This is a genomic window from Sorangium sp. So ce426 (assembly GCF_051475585.1).
Lineage (GTDB): Bacteria > Myxococcota_A > Polyangia > Polyangiales > Polyangiaceae > Sorangium > Sorangium cellulosum_B.
Genome location: NZ_CP150341.1, coordinates 4605154 through 4627963, shown reverse-complemented (window position 1 = coordinate 4627963; position 22810 = coordinate 4605154). Strand labels below are relative to the sequence as shown.

The window sequence follows — 22810 nt, the reverse complement described above, 5'->3', positions numbered from 1 at the left end:
TCACCCCGCCTCCACGTCGGCGGACCGAAGCCGCGCCGCTCCTACTCGCTCGAGCCGCGGAGGCGCTGGTACGCCTCCGCCACCTCCACGGTATTTCGCTGAACCTGCCGGAACAGATCGAGAATCGTGCTGTCCTGCGTCGCCGTGCCCGGGGTGCCCGCGCTGGCATCGCGGTGCTGCGGCCGCGCCCTCACCCCGTATTGACGTATCCGGACGAGCACCTGCCCCGCCTCGTCGAACAGCAGCACGTCGAACTTGTGGAGCCCGCCCTGGCTGCCGGCGGGCGTAACCAGCGCGTAGCAGCTCGACGGCAGCGGTCCGGCGATCGTCAGCTCGCCGATGCCGAACGGCATCGGCCGAAGGGCGCCCGGCGAACCGCGCTCGAGCAACCAGAGCGCAGACTGCAGGGCGCCGTCCAGGAGCCCTGGAGTCAAGACGTAGGCGGCATAAGCGCCGATCTGCGCCGGCGGCAGCTCCAGATGGGCGAGCACCGCGTTCTCACCCTGGTACAACCGCCGGATGATCCGGAACGTGGGGCCATAGTCCAGCCCCGCGCGCTGCAGCGCGAGGTAGCACGCCTCGCGGTCCAGCGATGTAGGGAGGCGGTCTCGGAGCCGCGGCAGATCCACCGACTCCAACGCGAGCGGCGCGGCCGCCTCGCCGTAGAGGATCCGCCCGCTGGCCCGGACGTTCCGCGCGGCGCCGGCATCCTCCGTCCACACCTCGTAGCTCGCTTGATCTCCCTGCGGGTGGAGCGAGATGGACAGGCGCTGCCGGCCTCCCGCGGGCACGATGGCGCTCACCCACACGACATCGCGGAGGCCGAGCGGCTTGCGCCCGGCGGAGAGCTCGCCGGCGGCTCGAGCCATCTCCAGAACGATGACGCCCGGCAGCACGTTGAGGCCTCCGACGACGTGATCGCGGAGGAACGGCTCGCCGCCGGAGAGCTCCGTGGTGAACCGCTGCTCCTCGAACGTCGACGTGTTCGCCGCGAGCAAGGGGTGGAGCGATGCGACGGCGGACGGGCCGCGGGCCCCGGCCCCGTGCGCCGCGTGCTCGGGGAGCCAGTAGCGCTCGCCGCAGAAGGGGTACGATGGCAACGCTACCTGCCTGCAGTCCTCTCCCTCGAAGAGCTCGGCCCAGGGGAGGGCAGCGTCCGCGATGTAGAGCGAGGCCAGCGGCTCCAGGCGCGCGCGGAGCTCGCCTTCCGTGAACGTACCGGCGCGAAGCTCGGCGAGCAGCTGCCTCCCGAGCGGCTCGTCGGCCGCGGCTCGCCGGCTCCCGGACGCCGGTCCGCCGCTCGAGGCAGCGCGCAGCTGTTGCACGAGATCCGACGTGCTCCGGGCCACCAGCGCGATCCGCAGCGGGTGCTGGGTGCGGTGGAGCAGCAGCGTCGAGGCCACGTCGCGCAGCCGCGGCGCGGGGTCCGCGCGCTCGATCCAGTCAGCGAGCCGAAGCAGCCTTTGCCGCAGCGCCTCGTGCGTTTTCGCCGACAGCGCCACGAGATACCAGGGCCGCGCGTCCAGGGCCCGCTCCCGATCGGGCACGTCGCTCGCCTCGCGGACGATCACGTGCGCGTTCGTGCCGCTGAAGCCGAACGCGCTGACCGCGGCCTGCCGCGGCGCTCCCGGAGGCACGTCCCAGTCCTTCAGCGTCGCGTTGACGTAGAAGGGGCTGCCGCGGAAGTCGATGAGCTCGTTCTCCCGCTGGAGGTGCAGCGAGGGCACGAGCTTGCGGTGCTGCATTCCGAGCAGCACCTTGATGACGCCCACGACCCCCGCCGCCGTCAGCGTGTGGCCGATGTTCGTCTTCACCGAGCCGATCGCGCAGTACTGGCGCCGGTCGGTGTAGGCGCGGAACGCGTCCGTGAGCGCCTGGATCTCGATGGGGTCACCGAGCCGCGTCCCCGTGCCGTGCGCCTCGACGTAGGTGATCGACGCCGGGTCGATGCCGAAGCGCTCGTAGACGTCGCGCTCCAGCGCCGTCTGCGACGGCGCGCTTGGCGAGGTGATACCGTTCGTCTTGCCGTCCTGGTTGATGCTCGATCCGGCGATCACGCCGTAGACGCGATCACCGTCGCGGCGGGCCGCATCGAGGTCCTTGAGCACGATCGCGGCGACCGCCTCGCCGGGCACGAAGCCGTCCGCCCGCTGATCGAATGTCATGCATCGGCCTTCGGGCGACAGCATCCCCGTGCGGCTTGCCATCACGTGGAACTCCGGCGTCGTGAGCACCTCGGCGCCGCCCACCAGAGCCATTTCATACGCGCCGTTCCGGATGCCCTCGCATGCGAGGTGCAGCGCTACCAGCGACGACGAGCACGCCGTGTCGATCGGCACGCTCGGCCCTTTGAGGTTCAGGAGGTAGGAGATGCGGGCCGCCAGGATGGAGCTCGACGTGCCCATGAACATGTGAGGGCCCGGCGGGACCTCGCGCTCGATGATGAGTCGCTTGTAATCACCGCCCGAGCACCCGACGAAAACGGCGCACCCCTTCCCGTCGAGCTTGTGCTCGGCGCAGCCGGCGTCCTCCAGGGCTTTCCACGACTCCTCCAGGAAGAGCCGCTGCCGAGGATCCATGAGCTCCGCCTCCTTGGGGGAGATGTTGAAGAACAGCGGATCGAAGCTATCGATGTCCGGCAAGAGACCCGCCCACTTGCTGTAGCTCTTGCCGACCGCATGCGGGTCGGCATCATAGAAGCGCGCCTGATCCCAGCGCGCGATCTCCTGCACCGAGTCGACGCCGGCCGCCAGGTTCTGCCAGAGCTCGTGAACGTCGCGCGCGCCGGGAAACCTGCCCGCCATGCCGATGACCGCCACGAGCGGCGGAGCGCTGGGCGCGCGCTGGACCACGCTGAGGCCCTCATCGCGCCGCACGCTCGGGGTGACCTCGGCCGCCGGCCTCCCCTTCCCTGCCCCGTTGCCGCCCCAAGGCAGCTCCTCGGGCAGGTGTGCCTGGTGTACCGCACCGCCGCCGTTGCGCCCCGGGCTCGCGGACAGGTGCTCCAGCGTCCGGGGCTGCCCGCCGCCGCTCGACCCGTTCGTGTGGCTCCCATCCCCTGGGCTACGGGCGGAAGCCTCGCTGGCGCGCTCGACAGCCGGCGACCCGAGCCGGATCGACGCGCCGAAGCGCTCGATCATGTGCGCCGCGAGCTTTCGCACCGTCGGGTAGTTGAACAGGTCGGTGCTGCGCAGCGTGATGCCGAACGCCTTGTTCAGCCGATCGACGATCGCCACCGACTGGATCGAGTCCACCCCCAGGCTGGTGTACGGCGCGGTCGGGTGGATCTCCTCACGGCCCACCTCGAGCACCTGCGCAAGCGTCGTGGTGGTCGTCTCCTCGACGCGTGCCCGGAGCTCGCTCTCCGTCAGCTGCGGGGGGCGCGCGCCCAGCTCGGCGTGCGCCGCGCGCGGGGCGGCGGATGCGCCGGCGCCCTTTGCCGCGGGCGGGGCGGCTGCGCCGCCGTCCTTCGCCGCGGGCTCGCTCTTGGCGGTCGCTGGCGCCGGCGACGCGCCGCGGGCGACGGCGCCTCCGAAGGTGTCGAGCATGTAGCCGGACAGCCTGCGCACCGTCGGGTAGTTGAACAGGTCGGTGCTGCGCAGCGTGATGCCGAACGCCTTGTTCAGTCGGTCGACGATCGCCACCGACTGGATCGAGTCCACCCCCAGGCTGGTGTACGGCGCGGTCGGGTGGATCTCCTCACGGCTCACCTCGAGCACCTGCGCCAGGATGTCGACGACGGCGCGCTCGATCTGCGATCGTGGGCCGCCGCCCGGGGCCGCGCCGGCGAGCGCGGCCTCCGCGGGCGCCCCCGGCGCCTCGCCACCTGCAGCGGCCGCTGGCTGCACGGCGCCGAGGAGGCTGCGGGCCTGAAGCGCCGACGCAGCTCGCGGCGCCTCCCGCCGCGACCCCTCGGCCACAACGCGCCGGACCAAGCCGTCGCTCTCGGCGACCAGCACGCTCTGCCCGAGCCCTCGGCCGCGCGCATCCGTCTGCCCGAGCGTCACCACGTGCGCAAACCCCTCCTGTCCCAGTACCCTGCGCCATGCCTCCGCGCTGAGCAGGGGCGAGGCCGGCAGCCGGAGCGCGTCATCTTCGAACAGCCACCACCCTTCCAGCAAACCGAAGGTGAGCGTCGTGAAGTCCTGGACCTCGGTGACCTCATTGAGGACGAGCCACCCTCGCGCCCGGAGCAGCGACTTGGCGTGGCCGAGCGTGCGCGCGATCTGCCGCGTCGCGTGGAGAACGTTCGTCGCGATGACCACATCGAAGCTGCCGGCAACGAAGCCCTGCGCTTCGACCTCGCGCTCGATGTCGAGGACCCGGAACTCCATGAACGGGAGCGATGCCACAAACCGCTGCTGGCCCTGGTTGATGAAGCCGGGCGAGATGTCCGTGTAGACGTACCGGAGCCGGTCGCCGTGGGCCCGGATCGCGTCGAGCACAGTCACGCTCGTGCCGCCGGTGCCCGCGCCGAGCTCGACGATCTGGATCTTGCGGCCCGCCGGGAGGAGCGGGATCTGCGCTTCCAGATAGGTGAGCACGCTCTCGGCGACGATGCGGTTATAGTAGTTCGACGTCGTGTTGCCCCCATACACGGGCGCGACCAGCTCGGTCGAGCCGCCGGGGAACAGGATCTCGGTCGCCGGGATCTCGCCACGCAGGATCTCGGGATACCGCCTCAAGCACCTCCAGAGGAGCTCCAGGTACGCAACCCGCTCGGGGAATGCGGCAGCCAGGCGCTCCTTCTCCGCGCTCAAGGTGAGCTCGTCCCCCGCCGCGTCGATCGACATCGTGACCACGTCGGGGCCCTCTAGCCGCACGATGTCGGCCCTGGACAAGACGCCGAGGAGCGCGTTGAACAGGCGCGCGTGCGCCGGGGCGACGCCGAGCGCGCCCGCGAGCTCGTCCCAGCGTCGCCGCTCGCCCGCGACCCGAAGCGCGCCCATCTGCCGGAGCGCAGCCAGCAGCATGCGCCTCGCGAAGCGCTCGACCTCGTCGAAGGCCCGGACCGACTCGGCGAAGGAGTGGAGTGGCAGGCTCGTCGGACGCCGATCGAGGGCAGCCGCGCGCAGCATCGGAGGCACTTCGGCCGGATGAACGCTGAGCTCCGCCCCCAAATCGACGCCCATCTGTGCCAGCACCCGCTCCTCGGCAGAGATGGCCATCACCTGCTCGACCGGTCCGCTCAGCACCCGCTCTATCGCGGCCATCCCCTGCTCGGGACCGATCGAGAGCACCCCTTGCTCGGCCATGCTCCGCCGGTGCCCTTCGGTGGCGACGACGCCGACCGTTCCCCAGTAGCCCCAGTTGATGATCCTCACGGGATAGGGCAGGGTCTGACCAAGGTACCGCGCGAAGGCGTCCTTGAACGTGCATGCCGCCGCATAGTTGCTCTGCCCGACATTGCCCGTGAACGACTGCGCGGACGAGAAAAAGAGCAGGAAGTCGAGCGCCTCGCCTCGAATCGCCCGGTAAAGCGCGACGCTGCCGCGCGTCTTCGGCGCGAGCGCGGCGCGAAACGCGGGCTCGTCCATATTCTCGAGGAGCCTATCTCGCAGCACCAGCGCCGAGTGCACGACGCCGTTGATCGCGCCGAACCGCGCGCGCGTCTCCGTGATGGCGCGCCCGATGTCCTCGGGGTCCGTCAAGTCGGCGCGGAGGTAGATCGCCTGGCCGCCCAGCGCCTCGATCCGCGCGAGCGTGTCTCGCTGGGCGGGGCCGAGCACGGTGCGGCCGACGAGCGCCAGCCGCGCACGCGCGGTGGTCGCGAGGTGCAGCGCGAGTTCGAGCCCGATGCCGCTGGCGCCGCCGACGATGAGGTAGACCCCCTCGGACCGGAACGGCGGGAGATCGGCCTTGGGCATCCGTATCGGCGTGAACACCCGCGCGTACCTCCTGCCATCGCGGAGCGCGACCTCGGCGCCGTCCGGGTGACCGATCTCGGAGACGATCGCCTTGACGAGCTCTGGGTGGCCGATCTCGTCCCGCCGAACGTCGAGGCAGCGAACGGACCACGCGGGGTGCTCCCGCGCGAGCGAGCGCGTCAGGCCATACAGCCCCGCAGCGAACGGCGAGATCGATTCCCCCTGAAGGACGCTGTTCACGTCATTCGTCACGACGGTCAGCTGCACGGGAGACGCGGAAAGGCTGCGGCGGCGCAACGCCTTGATCAGCCGGAAGAGCGACAGCACGCCCCGCTGCTCGCAGGCGTCGAGCGCGCCGAGATCGCCGTGCTCGACCGGCGTCGCCTGGAGCCCGCCGAGGAAGTAAATCCTGCCGACGCTCGGGAGCCGATCGAGGCAGGTCGCGATGGCGTCAGGATCGCCGGCGGGGACCTCCCAAACGCGCGCCGCTCGTTGCCGCCGCTCGTAACCCAGCCGGATCTCGATGACCTCTTCATCCGGGTGCGCAGCGGCGAGCGCCGCGCCGAGGCCGAGATCCTGGGGCGGCGCGACGATGAGCGTCGCCTGCCGCGCCGCGCCCGCCGCGCTCGGCCCCGCCGCGTCACCGGCGATCGGCGCCTCCCGCCAGCCTGGCCGGAAAAAGAACCGCTCGCGGGCGGGCGCGTCCTTCGCCTCGCGCATGGCGACGTCGTGCAGCTTCACGCAGGCGCGCCCCTCCTCGTCCGAGATCACCGCGTGGAACTGGAGGTTGCCCGCAGCCTGGACATGGAGATGGCCGCGCTGGCCGAGCGGCCGGAGCAGCTCGATCCGGTCCACCGCGAACGGCAGCAGCGCCGCGTTCCCGCCGCCTCCCCCGACGATGGACAGCGCGCCCATGGTCTGCAACGCAGCGTCCAGCAGCGTGGGGTGCGCCGGGTACAGCGCCGCCTCGTCGGCGAACTCGGGCGGCAAGCGAACGGCGGCGAGGGCCTCGCCGTCGCCGATCCACGCTTGCTCGATCGTCCTGAAGTACGCGCCGAGCACGACGCCGGTCGCGCCGAAGGCCTCGTAGAGCGCCTGCTGCCCCATCGCCCGCCCGCAGCGGGCCTTGATCGCCTCCACGGGCAGGCGCGCCGCCTCGCCCTCGGCGGCCGCCGCGGCGCCGAGCGCCCCCTTCGAGTGGACCGTCGCGCCGCCGTCTCCCCCGGAGCGCACCTCGTACTCGAGCGCGCCGCCGTCATCGCGGACGACGACGCGCACCTCCCTGGTGTCCTCGTCGATGACGAGCGGACGCAACCAGGCCACCCGCGTCAGCTCCATCGCGGCCGACTCCTGCACCTGCGCTCCCGCGGCGATCGCCATCGCCAGCTGACCGACGCCCGGGAATACGAGCCGGCCACCAACCTCATGGTGCGCGACGAGGGGCTCGGAGCGCCGGAGCGTCCTGCGGAACGCCACGCCCTCGCGCAGGCTCAGCCCGAGGTCGATGCCGTCAAGCAGCGGGTGCGCCAGCCGGAGGTCCGCGGCCGCTCGTGTCGCGGACTCGCGCCGGCCCTTGGGGATCCAGAACCTGTCCCTGGCGAAGGGATAGGTCGGCAGCGAGATGCGCCGGGGCAGCTGGGCGGGATACAGCAGCTTCCAGTCGACGTCGACGCCGGAGATCCAGAGCTGCGCGAGTTTGTCGAGCCGGCGGTTCTCGATGAGCGTCCGGACGAAGTCCGCGCCCTCTCCTCCGTCGAGGAGGGCCTCCAAGCGCCCCTCGTCGCGCACCGCGTTGCCGCACCACAGCCCGTCGACGTTGTCCTTCCCCTCGTGGAAGGCGCGCAGCTTGGCCGCGAGCTCATCGAGGCTCGACGCGGCGACGACCAGCCGCTCCTCCATGGGCTCGCGGCCGATCTGGAGCGTATAGGCCAGGTCCATCAGGTCGAGGTCGCTCCGTGCGCCGCCCTGCGACTCCGGGCCGGGCGCGGGGCCGAGGCGGCGGGCCACGGCGTCGTGGTGCGCGTCCAGCAGGTGCCACGCCAGCGCGCCGAGGCTCGGCCAATCGATGAAAACCGACGGCGCGAGCGGGACGTCGAGCCGCTCTCCGACACGGCGCGCGAGCTCTGCCGCGTGCACGGCGTCGAGCCCGAGCTCCGCGATCGGTTCATCCAGCGAGACGTGCGCCTCGGCAAGGCCACCCACCTGCACCGTGAGGGCGACGAGCTCGGTCTCGAGAAGCTGCGCGAGCTGCTCGCCATACGACACCGGGGCCGGCGCCCCGGCGCCCGACGGCGCAGCCTTCTCGATGAAGCGCGTCGTCCTGGCGACGTACTCCAGCAGCCGCTCCTTCGTCTTCGCCGACAGCGGCACGATGCACGGGGCCCCGGCGGATCCAGCCGGCCTGGACGGCGGGACGAACTCCTCGAGCACCACGTGCCCGTTCACGCCCCCGAAGCCGAAAGAGCTCACGCCGGCGCGGCGCGGGACCGTACGCCCGTGCTCGTCCTTGATACGCTCCCATGGGCGCCCCTCGGTCACGAGAAAGAAGGGGCTATTCTCCAGCTGGATATACGGGTTGATCTCGGTGAAATGAATGGTCGACGGGATGCGCCCGTGCTTCATCGCGAGGATCACCTTGAAGATCCCCGAGATCGCGGCGGCAGGCTCCAGATGGCCGATGTTCGATTTCACGGAGCCGACGCCGCAGTAGCTGCTCGACGGCTGCGGCAGCCCGCGCCGCCGGAACATCTCTTTGAACGCCTTCTTGAGCCCGTTGATCTCGATGGGGTCGCCGAGGCTCGTGCCCGTGCCGTGGGCTTCCATGTAGGTGACGGTCGCCGGATCGATCTGCCCCTCCTCGAAAGCGCTGGTGATCAGCTCGGCCTGTGCGTTCGGGTTGGGCGCGGTCATGGTGTTGACCTTGCCGCCGTGGTTGACCGCGCTGCCGCGGATGACCGCGTGGATCTGATCGCCGTCCGCGAGGGCTCGACGGAGCGGCTTGAGCAGCAAGGCGCCCGCGCCCTCGGCGCGCACGTAGCCGTTGGCCCGCTTGTCGAACGCCTTGCAGCGCCCGTCGAGGCTGAGCATGCCGGCCTTGCTGAACGAGACGAACACCATCGGGTGCAGCAGCAGGTTGATCCCGCCGGCGATCGCCACGTCGCAGCTCCCGGCCCAGATCGCCTCGATGGCCTGTCGTATCGCGACGAGCGAGCTGGAGCACGCCGTGTCGACGGGCACGCTCGGACCGCGCAGGTTGAACAGGTAGGAGATCCGGTTCGCCAGGATGGAGTGGAACATCCCAGTCGTCGTGTACGCCTCGGTGTCCACGCGGTTCTCGCGGAGCAGCTCGGAGTAGTCGAGCAACGACACACCCGCGAACACGCCCGTTCGGCCTTTGGCCAGCTCCGACACGCGGTAGCCCGCGTCCTCGATCGTCCTCCAGACGACCTCGAGAAAGACACGCTGCTGCGGATCCATGAACTCGGCCTCACGCCGCGAGATACCGAAGAAGCGGGCGTCGAACTTGTCGACGTCCTCGATGAACCCGCCCCATTTGATGTTCGTCTTGTTCGGCTCGGTCGCCGGATCGCCGAACCAGGCTCGCCAGTCCCAGCGGTCCTTCGGGATCTCTGTGATGAGATCGCGCCCCTCCGCGAGGTGGCGCCAAAACGCTTCGAGATCCTCGGACTGCGGCATGATGCCGCTCATCCCGATGATCGCGACCGGCTCGCGCGCGAGCGCGCCTGCCTGGCCGAGCGCCGCCATTCCTTCCACGCTCGACCCATACGCGCCTCCCGGCGCCGCCGGCTCGTCGGCGCCGGCCCAGGTCGCCCCCGCCGCGCCGCCGCGCTCGGCCGACCCGCGCATCTCTGCCGCGGCCGCGGGCTCCGCGGCGCCGCCGCGGTCGTCTGCGCTCATGCCGTAGCGCCGGGCCAGGTCGCCGCCGTGCTCCTCGACGAGGTGATGAGCGAGCCCGCCCAGCGTCGGATGCTCGAAGAAGATCGCGGGCGTGATTTCGAGGCCGAGCTGCGCGTTGATCTGGTTCGACAGGGTCATCAGCGCAATGGATTCGATGCCGTACTCGGAGATGTTCTGATCGAGGCTGATTCGGCCCTCGGGGAGCTTCAGCATGGCGGAGAGCATCCGCCGGAGGTCGCGCTGGAGCGGGGCGATCAACGCGTCGGCCGGCACGGGGTGGGCGGGGCCCACCGGCGCCGGACCGCGCCCGCTCGCTGCTGCGGGCGCGGGCGCCGGCGCGTCGGGCGCGTCGGGCGCGGGCGCGTCGGGCGTGGTCGCCCGCGCGACCCGCGCGATCTGCTGCGGCTCTCCCTCGATGACTGCCACGTGGGCGGCGCCAGTCGCGAGCGCGAGCTCGAACGCGCGGAGCCCCGCCTCGGTCGACATCGGCCGCATCCCGAACGACGTGAGCAGATGCTGCTCCGTCTGCGCGTCCACCCTCATGCCGCCGTCGCGCCAGAGCGGCCAGTTGATCGAGATCGTCTTCCCGACGCGCTGGCCGGCCGCACGGAGCGCCTCACGTCGCTCGGCGAATGCGTCCAGGAAGCCGTTGGCATAAGCGTAAGCGGCCTGGCCCAGGTTGCCGAGGAGCGCCGTCGTCGAGGAGAAGAGCGCGAAGAAGTCGAGCGGCTGATCGCGCAGCGCCTCGTCCAGGTACATCGCACCGAGCAGCTTCGGGCGGATCACGGCCGCCGCGTCCTGCAACGTCTGGTTGCGGACGAGCGCGTCCCGGATCACCCCCGCGGCGTGCACGACGCCGTGGATCGAGCCGAAGCGCGACCGGGCGGCCGAGACGAGCCGCTCCACGTGATCGCGCTGGGAAACGTCAGCTCGGATGTAGTCGATCTCGGCGCCGAGGCGCCGGAGCTGCTCGAGGCGGGCGGCCTTGCCGGAGTCGAGCGACGAGCGCCCGACGAGCGCGACGCGCGCCCGGACGGTGCGCGCGAGGTGCTCGCAGAAGATCAGGCCCAGGCCGCCGAGCCCGCCCGTGACAACGTAGACACCATGGTCCCGCAGGGGTGCCGTGCTCGCATCGACGCGCATGGCCCCGAGGTCGAGCTGCTGCAGCCGGCGCATCCACCGCTGCGAGCGCTCGTACCGGATCTCCGTGGCCACGGCGCTCTCCGCGCGCAGCTCCCGCGCCACGATGTCGGCGAGGTCCCCCGCTGCCATCGTGGAGAGGTCGTCCCCACGGAGCTCCAGCGCCTTGAAGCGGAGCCTGGGATTCTCGAGCTGGAGCGTGCGGCCGAACCCGCCGATCGCCGCATGCCGCGGCAGGGCCCCCCCGGGGCCGCTCGCGTAAGCGTACAGCATCTGCACCCGGTCTTCCGTGCCCCGCCGGACGAGCGCCTGGCTCAAGAGCAGCAGCGCGTAGACCCCTCGGCCGAGCTGGTCCTCCAGCGCTCCCGGCGCGTCGTCCTGGCGATCGTCCGCCCAGCGATGGACGACGGCGCCGGGCATCCACCCGGCTGCGCGGAGCGCCTCCAGCAGGGCGGCGTAGTCGTCGGGCGCGCCAGGGCGGACCGTGTACCGGCGCTCCCCCGTGCGCTCGAAGCGCGACCCGGGCTCCACGAGCACGACCTGCGGCGCCCCCGCCCCCTCCCCGCCCAGCCTGGCCTCCAGCGCGCCCCGCAGGGCATCGCCGGTATCGAGCAGCAGGACGGGGCGCGACAGCGCCCGCGCCGCCGCCTCGAGCGGCAACGCAGCGGGCTCCCATGTCGTCCCCAGATACACGACCGATCCAGGGGCGCGCGTCGCCGCGAGCTCAGCCGCGGCGGTCGTTGGCCCGGCCGGCTGCATCGGCCGGCACACGAAGTTCTTGATCCGGACCAGCACCTTCCCGGCCTCGTCCGAGATCAGCACGTCGAATTTTTGCACTGCCGACCGGAGCGCTTGGTCGCCGCCGAGCAGGCGGACGTAGGCGAAGCAGACGTCGGGCAGCGGGCCCACGACCTCGTACTCTCCCACGCTGAAGGGGATGTGGATGACCTCCTCGTTGCCCCTGAGCCCCGCGAGCGCGGTCACCTGCTGAGCCCCGTCGACGAGCGCCGGGTGCAGCGCGAAGCGGCGCGCGCCGTCGCGCAGGTGCGGCGGCAGCTCCATGCGCCCGATCGCCTCGAAGTCTCCCGCGCGCACCTCGACGTTGACCTGGTAGCTGGCCCCGAGCCGCAGTCCGATGCGGGCAAGCCGGGCGTAGCCCTCCGCGACGGGAACGCTCCTCGGGCAGCGTCGCCGGACGGCCTGCAAGTCCACGTGCTCGGGACGCTCGTCGCCGCCCGCCGGGGCGTACACGACCTTGCCCTGCGCGTGCGAGATCCGCTCACCGCCGCGAAGGCTGTAGACCTCGACGTCCGCAGCGTCTCCCGCCGGGACCAGGCGCGCGTAGACGTCGACCGGCTCGGCGGCGGCCCGGATCGGGCTCGTGAAGGTCACGTTCTTGATCCTTCGCGCCGGCCTCTCGCCAGCGAGCTCGCCCGCCGATCGCGCCATCTCCGCGATGGCCACCCCAGGGAGCACCAAGCTCTCCCCCACGCCGTGATCGCGCAGGAAGAATTCGTCGCCCGTGAGCGCCTTCTTGAACCTGATCTCGGTCAGCGTGGACACGTTGGCGTCGATCAGCGGGTGCAGGCCATCGCCTGCCGGCAGCACGACGGCGGGCGGTTCCTCGCACAGGACCTCGCGATCCGAGATCCACACGCGTTCGTTCAAGAAGGGATAGGTCGGCAGCGACACCCGCCGCCGCTCCCCGCGCGCGGGGAGCCGGTGCCAGTCGATCTCGGCGCCCTGGACCCACGCCTCCATCAACGGCTCGAGCCGCCGCTCGCGAACCCAGAGCTGCACGCGCTCTGCCGCTTCTGCCTCTGTCCACGCGCGCCGCTGCGCTCGGGTGACGTCGCCGCGCGCGGCACGGCCCGGCGCAAGCTCGCCGCGCAGCGCGCGACGGAGCGCACCCGCGGCCTCCTCGACCCCCCCGGCGAGGATAGCCAGGCGGTGATCCATCGCCTCTCGGCCGATCTGCAGAGTAAAGGCGACATCCGCCAGGACGTGATGGGGAGCCGCGGCGCTGGGCCCCTCCAGAAACGCGGCCAGCCGCTCGGCATAAGCCATGAGCTGTTCGTCGCCCTTCGCCGAGAGCACGATGAGCTCCGGCTGCGGCCGGATGGCAGCTCGATCATCGGGGGGCATATCGTACTCCTCGATCACCACGTGCGCGTTCGAGCCGCCCGCGCCGAATGAGCTGAGGCACGCCCGGCGCGGCGGGGCCGCTCCGCCCGCGGGCACGGCCGCGATGGTCTCCCAGGGAGCAAGGCCGCGCTGCACAAAGAAGGGCGTCTGCTCGAAGTCGATGTTCGAGCTCAGGCGCTCCGTGTGGAGCGACGGGACGAGCGTCCGGTGGCGCATCTGGAGCAGGATCTTGGTGAGCCCAGCGATGCCCGCCGCGGCTTCGAGGTGCCCGATGTTCGATTTGATCGAACCGATCGCGCAGTACTGGCGTCCCTCGGTGTTCTCCCGGAACGCCTTCGTCAGGCCGGCGATCTCGATCGGATCCCCGAGCGCGGTCCCGGTGCCGTGCGCTTCCACGTACGTCACGGTGCCGGCGTCGACATTTGCGTTCCGCAGCGCCTGCAGGATGAGCGCCGCCTGCGCGTTCGGGTTCGGCACGGTGTAGCCGTTGGTCCTGCCCCCGTGGTTGCTCGAGCTCCCCTTGATGATGCCGTGGATCGGGTCGCCGTCCATGAGCGCGCGGCGCAGCGGCTTGAGCAGCACGGCGCCGACTCCCTCCCCTGGCACGAAGCCGTCGGCGCCGGCGCCGAAGGCGCGGCACCGGCCCGTGGGCGACAGCATTCGCTGCTGGCACATCCACGCGTACTTGGAGGGATGCAGCGTCAGGTTGACGCCTCCGGCGAGCGCCAGGCCCGACTCGCCGCGGCGGAGGCTCTCGCACGCGAGGTGAATCGCGGTGAGCGACGACGCGCACGCGGTGTCGAGCGGAACGCTCGGGCCGTGCAGGTCGAGCACATAGGAGACCCGGTTCGCGATCGACCATGGCATGGACATCGGGATCGCGTGATTGCCCGCGCGCCATTCGCTGGGCCCGAGGAGCAGGTACGTGTTCGTCGTCACGCCAACAAAGACCCCGACTTCTCCTCCGCCCTCCTGCGTGCGCTCACGGAGCGACTGCCTCGTGTATCCGGCGTCCTCGAACGCCGCCCATGCGACCTGCAGGAACAGCCGCTCCTGAGGGTCCAGCGTCTCGGCCTCTTTGGGGGAGATGTTGAAGAAGAGCGGGTCGAACTTGTCGACATTCTCCAGGAAGGCCCCCCACTTTGCGTAGATCTTCCCCTTGCTCGCGTGCTTCGGATCGGGGTCGTAGTACTTGCGGTAGTCCCACCGGTTCGGCGGCACCTCGGTCACGCAGTCCCTGCTGGACCTCAGCGTGTCCCACAGCTCGTCGATGTCCCTGGCGTTGGGATACCGGCCGGCCAGGCCGACGATCGCGATGTCTTCATCGCGCAGCACGTCCGCGCCATCGCCTCGGGTCGCGCGCGCGGCGGACGGCGCCGCGGCGCCGCTCTGCGACCGCGACTCGCCGTCTCCACTCTCCCTGCCGTCTTGCATGCGGAACATCCCTGCGAGCGCCGTGGCATGATTGTTCACGAAGAAATCCGTAAGCTCCGACAGGTTACGCGTCTCGAAGAGCAGCGTCTTCGACGTGGCGCCGAGCAGCCTCTCGATCCTCGTATTGAAATGGTGCACGAGCAAGGAGTCGATCCCATACGATTCGAAGTCCTCCCGCGGATCGATCTCGACGCTCGGAACACGCGTCTCCTCGGCAAGGATCTGCCTGAGCCACCGCTCGGTCTCGAAGCGCAGGGCCTTCCTATCGATGTCGAGCGCCACACCGCGGGTCTCCGGGGCGGCGCTGACAGCAGGCGGCGCGGCGTCGAGGCCGAGGAACACGCGTACCTTCGAGCGATCGCCGCAGACGGCCAGACACTGGTGCCCGGCGGCGCGCGCGGCGAGGACGTCCCAGAGCTGCATGCCTTGCTTCGCGGTCAGCAGGACCAGGCCGCTTTGCTCGGCGTAGCGACGGCGCTCCTCGTCCGAAGGCAGCATGCCCCCGTCCTCCCAAAGAGGCCAGTTGATCGACAGCGTCCTGCCGGCGCGCCTTCCGGCCGCTCGCAACACTTCCCGGCGCTCCGCGAAATGATCGAGAAAGCTGTTGCTGTACGCGTAATCGGTGAGACCGGCGTAGCCCTTCAGGGCGGCGAGCGAGGAGAAGAGCACGAAGAAGTCGAGCTCGGTGGACGCCAGAGCCGCGTCGAGGTTCAGCGTCCCGTACACCTTGGGGGCGAGGATCGCCTCGATCTCTGTCGGCCCTTTGCGGATGAGGGGCGCCGGGCGGTAGACGCCCGCCGCGTGGAAGACTCCGCGGATCGGGCCGAATCGCGGAGTCACATCCCGAACGAGCGCTTGCGCCTCGGCTGGCCGCGTGATGTCCGCACGGATGTAGGTGACGGCCGCCCGCCCGATGGCGTTCAGCCGCTCGATCCGGGCGCGCCGCGCATCGGTGAGCTCGGACCTGCCGACCAGCACGAGCTGCGCCCGCTGCTGGCGCGCGAGGTGCTCGGCGAAGAGGAGGCCGAGCCCGCCCGCGCCGCCGGTGATGACGTACACGCCGCCGTCGCGAAGGGTTAGCGACGCCGCGCCGGCGTCCGTCGGCGCTTCGAGATCTGCTTCACGGAGGCCACGCACGAAGCGGCGGCGCCCGATGTAACGGACCTCGATCCCGGCCCCCTGCGTTTCGCCCAGCTCCTGCGCGAGCGCCCACCACGCGTCGCTCCGCGCGTGGAGCGCTCGCGGCTCGATCGCGCCCCGCAGCTCGACCGTCGTGCAGCGCAGCGTGCTGGTCTCCTCGGCGAGCGCCCGCACGAGCCCGCCGACCGCCGCATGCTGCGGCAGCACCTCGGAGCCGGCGGCAAAGACGTAGAGCGACCGCACCGGCGCACCAGCCCGCTCGGCGAGCAGCGCCTGAGAGAGCGTGATGAACGACAGGGCGCCCTCGTTGAGCTGCTCTCGCAACGCCTCGGCGCTCTCAGGAAAGATGGGCAGTGACCAGGCATGGACGATACGGCTGGGCCAGAGCCCCCGCCCTGCGATCTCGTGTATGAGGCGCTGGTACTCCCCCGCGGCCCCGCCTACCTCGTAGGTCAGCCCGCCGAGATCGCGGAATCTTGCCCCCGGCAGCACGAGGACCACGAGCGCGCCGGGCACCGCGAGCTGCTCCCGTGCGGCGGTCCGCGTCTCCTCGTCGCGGGCGAACAGCAACAAAGGGCGGTCCGGCTCCCCGCCGCGCGCGACCTGCGCCAGCGGTCGCTCCTCCCAGGAGGCCCCGGCATAGATCCGATCGGCATGGACCTCCGGCGCCGGCGCAGCGCCTTCCGCGACACCCACCGCCGCTTCCGCCGGCAACCAGTACGAGCGGCCCTCGAACACGGTGACCGGAAGCGAGACCTTCTTGAACGTCCCTTGCGGAAATAGCCGATCCCAGGCCAGCTCTGCACCGCTCAACCACAGCCTGAGCGCCGCCTGCTCGGTCGACTCGGAGAGATCCCCGGCCACGGCGATCTCCGCGATCGCATCGGGCGAGGACAATCCATCCACCTTTCCTAGGCGCAGCGCGACGCGACCGGACGGCGGCGCGCCGCCGCGATCCAAGGCATCGCGCAGCCATGCCCCCGGGTCGGGGATCTCGACGATCGTCTGGCTGTGCTCGCGCAGCAGCGGATAGCTCCCGTCAGGCCGCAGATGCTGCATGCGGCGCTGCAGCGCGGCCGAGGCGCTCGCAACATCTGGGCGCTCGTCCAGGATCAGCCCGGCCGCAACCTCAATGGGCAGAACGCCGTCGATCACCAGCGCGAGGAGCTCCAGGAACGACGCCCCCAGGCGAGGCTTCGGCGGCGTGAGGTCCCATTTGCGGCTCAGCTTGCCCATGGCGCTCAGGACGATCAGCATCAGGAGCACACGGCGCTTCGACGCGCGGCCCTGGGGCGCGTCCACGAGCAATGCGTCCTCGGACAGCAGTCGCTCGAGGGACTCCCCGCGCGCCCGCAGGGCCGGCGCCCACTCCTCCAGGAGCTTCCTGTACGTGAATTGCGAGCGATGGAGCGCGCGCGCCTTGCGCACCTGCGTCGCGAGGTCGTCCCCCGGGTCCGAGAGCCCCTCGACGAGCAAACGAGCGTAGCCCTCGTCGAGCGCATACGGCAGCAGAGGCAGCCCGGCGACCGGATCGTATACGGTGATCTGCGGGCGCCGGAGCGCTGGCAAAGGCGCGCGCCCGCTGAGGGCGGCGAGCGCCGCCTCCAGGCCGAGCGCGCCGCTCGCGGTCAAAATACCCCACATCCCCTCGCCTTCACCGACGAGCAGCGCCGGCGTGAAGGCGCGGAGCAGCTGCGACAGGTAAGCATGCCCGACGAGAAGTCGAAAGCACGCGTCTTCCCCCGGAGCCCACGTGTCGCGCCACAGCGCCTGGCCGTCCGGCGCGCCCGGTCCCAGCTGCGCCAGCGCCTGAAGGCCTTCCTCCACGAGGGGGCCGAACCCGGGATCGCGCTCGGCCAGCGAGCGCACCGCCGCGCCGCCACGGAGCGTCACCGCCGCGACGCGCAAGGCCTGTGGTGCTTCGGCGCGATGTGAAGGCGCAGCCCGCTCGGCGGTGATGAGCCCGCGCAGCTCGTCCCGACTGCGGATCCAGCCGCCGAGGCGGAAGGGATGCGAACGCCGGCCGGTCGCCAGCGTCGCGCAGATGTCGCGCAGGCGACACCGGGAGAAATCCTCTGTCTCGACGAAGCCTCGCCAGGCATCGCGCAGCCGTTCCAGCGCGCTCGGCGACCTGGCGGAGAGCATGAATGGGAAGCCGTACGGCTCGTCGGCAGGAGCGGCCGCCCCGGCGGTCTCGGCGACCACGTCGCCGTGAGACTCCATCAGCACGTGAGAGCTCACCCCGCCGAAGCCGAACGAGCTTACGCCAGCGCGCAGCGGCAAGCCCGCTGCTCGGCTCCGCCACGGTTGCCGCGCGACGACCACGGCGAAGGGCGAGCCCGCGAAGTCGATGATCGGGTTCGGCTCGCGGTGGTGCAAGCTCGGCGGGATCTCACCGTGACGCATCATCATGAGCACCTTGATCACGCCGGCGATGCCCGCCGCCGCGTCGAGGTGCCCGATGTTCGTCTTCACCGATCCGAGCCCGCAGAACTGGCGCTCCGCGGTGAAGCGACGGAACGCGCGCGTGAGCGCCTCGACCTCGATCGGGTCACCGAGCGAGGTACCAGTGCCGTGAGCTTCGACGTACGTCACCGTCTCCGGGCTGAAGCCGGCCTCTTCGTAGGCCGCGACGATCACGTCGTGCTGCGCCTCCACCGTGGGCGCGGTGAGCGAAGGGGACGCGCCGACATGGTTGACCGCGGCGCCCTTCACCACGCCATAGACGTGATTGCGCATCGACTCGGCGTCCCGCAGCCGCTGCAGCAGCAACACGCCGACGCCCTCGCCCGGCACGTACCCGTCCGCGCTCTGGTCGAACGCCTTGCACTGCCCTTCCGGGCTGAAGAAGCGTGCTTTCGAGAACGAGATGTACTTGAACGGGTGCATGTGGAGGTTGACCGCCCCCACCAGCGCGTAGTCGATCTCTCCTCGCTCGAGCGCGCGCTTGGCATGATGGATGGCGACCACCGACGAGGCGCACGCCGCGTCGATCAGCAGGCTCTCGCCGTGCAACCCGAGCACATACGATATGCGGTTGGCCAGGATGCAGCCATAGTTCCCCTGCGCCGCGTAGCTGTCGATCGAGCCGCCGGGAGCCGCGATCTTGAGCTGGTAGTCCTGGTTCATCGTCACGGCGTACACCGCCGTTCGCTTCGCCTGGAGCTCGGACAGGGGCATCCCCGAGTCCTCGACGCAGCGCCACGCCTCCTCCAGCAAGAGGCGCTGCTGCGGATCCATGCTCATCGCCTCGCGAGGAGAGATCTGAAAGAAAGCGTCGTCGAACCTGTCGATGCCGTCGAGCGCGCCGAGCCACTTGCCCGTGCTCCGGTTCGGCGCGGTCACATCGGGCGAGTAGTGCTCCGACAGGCTCCAGCGCTGCGCCGGGATCTCCTTGATCGAGTTCACTCCACGCAGCAAATTATCGAAAAATTCCCGACTGTTCGCAGCTTCGGGAAACCTCCCCGAGACACCGATGATGGCGATGTCCGCGGCGCCCGACGGGGCAGCGCCATTCTTCCCATTGCGGCTCAAGATCCCGTCTCCTCGAAGCGAGCCTCCAGCGGGCTCCGCTCGCGCTCCTCGGCGAGCCCCAGCCTGGTCCCCGCGGCCTGCGCGACGCTCGCCGTCAGGACCCGAAGCCGCTCGCCGAGCAGCTCGGCGGCGCCGTCCATGAGCGTCTCCGCGATCACATCGACATGGCGATCCTCCCAGCGCTCGAGCGCCGAGCCTTTCACCCAATGGTTGAACCCGCCCATCGACGGATCGCAGTACACCTGATAGTCGACCCGGCGCTCCTCGTCGCCGCGCGCCGCCAGCATGGAAGCCTCCTCGAAGTAGCGTTGGAAGATGAGCCCCATCTTGTGCTTCGGGCTCCGCTCCGCCTTCTCGATCGCCTGGGGGCCGCGGCGGCCGAGCGCCGCCATGACGTCGCCGTAGACCTCCTGAAGGCTGCGACGGAAGATCTTTTCCTCGACCTGATGCCTGTCGCGGGCGCTGAGCTGGTCGAACGCGTCGTGCTGGCGGTAGAGCTGATACAACTTGTTCGCCCGCGCGGGGAAGAAGAGCCCCTTGCGCAGCGCCTGCGTCCTGGCGCCCGTCTCGAAAGCATGGCCGGCGGGGACGCACTCGCTGTCCTGCACGCCTGCGCGATCGAGCAGCTGCTTGGCGGCGTCGCTCAGCCGGGCTTCGTGCGTGCACTGGTTGATCGCGCCCGTCATGACGAAATCCGCGCCGTGGAGCATCGCGGTCGCCACCGCGCCGGGCGTCCCGATCGCGCCGACCCCCACGCGCACCCGCCGCGAGTAGCCGAACCTGCCCCCAGCCGCGTCCCGGAGCGACTGGACGACCGGCAGCAGGACGAGCGTATCGATATTCAGGATGGAGTCCGGCACGAGGCACACGTCGTCCACCATAGCCACCTTGCTGGCCAGCTCCGCCTCCAGCGCCGTCACCGCCCCGGCGGCGAGCAGGCCCTTGACCACACGCTCCGGCGCTGGGCTCATGAAAGCCTCCGCGAGCTCGGGCCGGGATACCCTGACCAGCACGCGGTGCTGTACGGAGACGCCTGCGCCGCGCCCCGCGCGCAGCCCCTTCAGCCGGTAGCGCACGAGCGCGGGCGTCACATGCAGATAGTCCACGAGCTCTGTGTTCGTGACTCCATGCCGCAGCAGCAGATCGATGCTCGCCTCCTCGGCCTCGTGCGCGCTCGGATCCCAGGCCAGGCTGGCGCCGTACGGCTGCCCTTCGACGAGATGGCCGCGAATTTCGGCCAGCGCGGCATCGAGCTCCGACGACGTGAGGCCGCCCGTTCCCAGGAAGCCGAGGAGGCCGCGCTGCGCCAGCCTCACCACGAGCGCGGGTGAAGTGATACCCCGCGGCAGCCCGCCCGCAGCATACGCATGCCGCACCCCATACTCTCGCTTGAACGCCGCATCGCCGAGCGCGGAGGCGCGGCCCAGCCACCGGAGCGTCGCCGCTCGGGCGGGCCGCCCCGGAGCCGCCTTGCCGTCGACCGGCATGGGCGCGACGCGCTCCGGCGTGCCCCGCTCCGCCGGCGCCGCTTCTGCCGCCAGCGCCGCGCCGTTGGTCGCCTTCGGCGCCTCGTGGCGGGCCATGGCGAGCGCCTGCGCCGCCGGACGGGCCGGCTCGCGCTCCGGCGCCACCAGCGGGAGCGGCTCGCGCTCCGATGCCGCCGGAGGAAGCGGCTCTTTTCGGATCTTCTCGATGAGCTTCGTGAGGACGTTGCCCGGCCCCGCCTCGACGAACTCGGCCATCCCCTCCCGAAGCAGAAACTGCACCGTCGCGGTCCACCGCACGGGCTGCGTGAGCTGCTTTGCGAGCAGTTCGACGATCCGATCGCGCGTATACAGCGCCGCCTCGGCGTTGGACACGACGGGGATCCTGAGGTCCGCATACTGGAACTGCCGCAGGAAGGCCGTGAGCTCGCCCTCCGCGGGCTCCATGTAACGCGAATGGAAGGCCCCGCTCACCGGCAGCTGGATATACGACTGAGCTCCGGCTGACTCGAAGACGGGCCTCGCACGCTCGACGGCGTCGCGCCGCCCGGAGATCACGATCTGACGCGGCGAGTTGATGTTGGCGAGGTCGATCGCCTGGAGCTGGTTCTCCTCGATGACCCGCTGGACCATCGCCTCGGACAGGCCAATCACCGCGGCCATTCCCCCGCCCTCGACCCTGGCCATGAGCTCGCCGCGGCGCTGGACGAGCCGCAGCCCGGTCTCGAAGTCGAAGGCCCCCGCGGCGAATAAGGCGTTGTACTCACCGAGGCTGTGGCCGGCCACGAAGGCCGGCGCGTCGCCGGCCTCCTGAGCCAGCCGCAGGTACGTCAGCGCGTTGACGACGTAGAGCGCCGGCTGCGTGTACTGGGTCTGGCCGAGGCGATTGTCCGGGTTCTCCAGGCAGAGCTGCCGCACCGAGTATCCGAGGATCTCATCCGCCTTGGCCACGAGCTCCGGGAACTGCTGAAAAACGCCCTCGCCCATCCCTTTACGCTGAGAGCCCTGCCCAGGAAATACGACCGCCCTCATCGCCCTCGTCTCCTTTGCATCTAGCGCTGGCCTGTGCTCGGCGGGTCCGCGCGCGAGCTGACCCGTCACGTTCTCGAAATTCTTGTGATCTTGCGCGAAGGAGGTGATCACGGGAAAGACCTTCGCCGACGATCCCTTGCCGAGATTGTATTTGACAAAATTCGCGAGCGTCCCCGAAGGCCCGAGGTCCACGTAGACGAGGTCCTCCCGTCGCTCCTCCAGGGCCACGATGGCCTCGCGCAACAAGATGGGCTTCCGCACCACGTCCCAGAGGTAGCCGTCACCCATCTCGGTGATGATCCGCCCGTGAAAGCAGGACGCGAGCGGCAGCGCGGGCTTTCGAAGCAACTTCGTGCGGAGGAACGTCCTGTATCTCTCCTCCGCCGGGTCCATGAACGATGAGTGAAACGCGTAGGGCGCCGGCAGCTCCTGAAACAGAATGTTCTTCTTCCGGAGATATTCACAGATGCGCTCGAGCCCCTCGCGGCTGCCCGCGACGACGAAGTGCTTGGCGTAATTGATGCCCGCGATCTCGCTGTTTTCACGCAGGATCGCTGCCTCCTCGTACAGCGCCGGATCATGCATGATCGCGAGCATCCCGCCGCCGGTGCAGCACGCCTCCAAGATGTCAATTTGTCGAAAGATCGCCTCAAGGGCGTCCTCGGCGCTCATCGAGCCCGCGACAGCGCAGGAGGCGTACTCGCCCATGCTCGCCCCGAGCAGATACGCGGGCGTCACGCCGCTGTCGATGAGCACCTGCGCAAGCGCATACTCAATCACGAAAATCGCCGGGTGGCTGAACTCGAGATGCCCGCAGAACTCCCCACGCGGCTTATGCTCGGCGTAGAGGTGCTCGAGCAGCGATCGCCCCCTCATCCCGCGAACCATGTCATCGAGCTCACTGACTCGCGCACGGAACCCGGCATGGCAGTCGAAGAGATCCCTGCCCATCTGATAGTACTGGGATCCCTGGCCCGAGAACATGAAAACAATGCTTGACATAGTCGCCTAGCCGCGCATGAGGACCTGACACTCAACCCTAATCGATGGCATCAAGGATGGCCGCGTCTGTCAATCCCCCAGCACACCTCCGCCCCTCGTAAACAACAAGAACTG

The 22810-nt window shown here is 70.2% G+C and carries 2 protein-coding genes; both read right to left on the bottom strand.

The window, feature by feature from the left end; all coding sequences use genetic code 11:
- Window positions 1–41: 41 nt before the first annotated feature.
- Window positions 42–19178, bottom strand: a complete 19137-nt coding sequence (locus WMF44_RS17140; protein ID WP_437301574.1) for an SDR family NAD(P)-dependent oxidoreductase — start codon at window positions 19176–19178, stop codon at window positions 42–44.
- Window positions 19175–22696 (bottom strand): ACP S-malonyltransferase, encoded by a 3522-nt coding sequence (gene fabD / locus WMF44_RS17135; protein ID WP_437300180.1) that lies wholly within the window; start codon window positions 22694–22696, stop codon window positions 19175–19177. Before fabD ends, WMF44_RS17140 begins: the two co-directional genes overlap by 4 nt.
- Window positions 22697–22810: the final 114 nt, after the last annotated feature.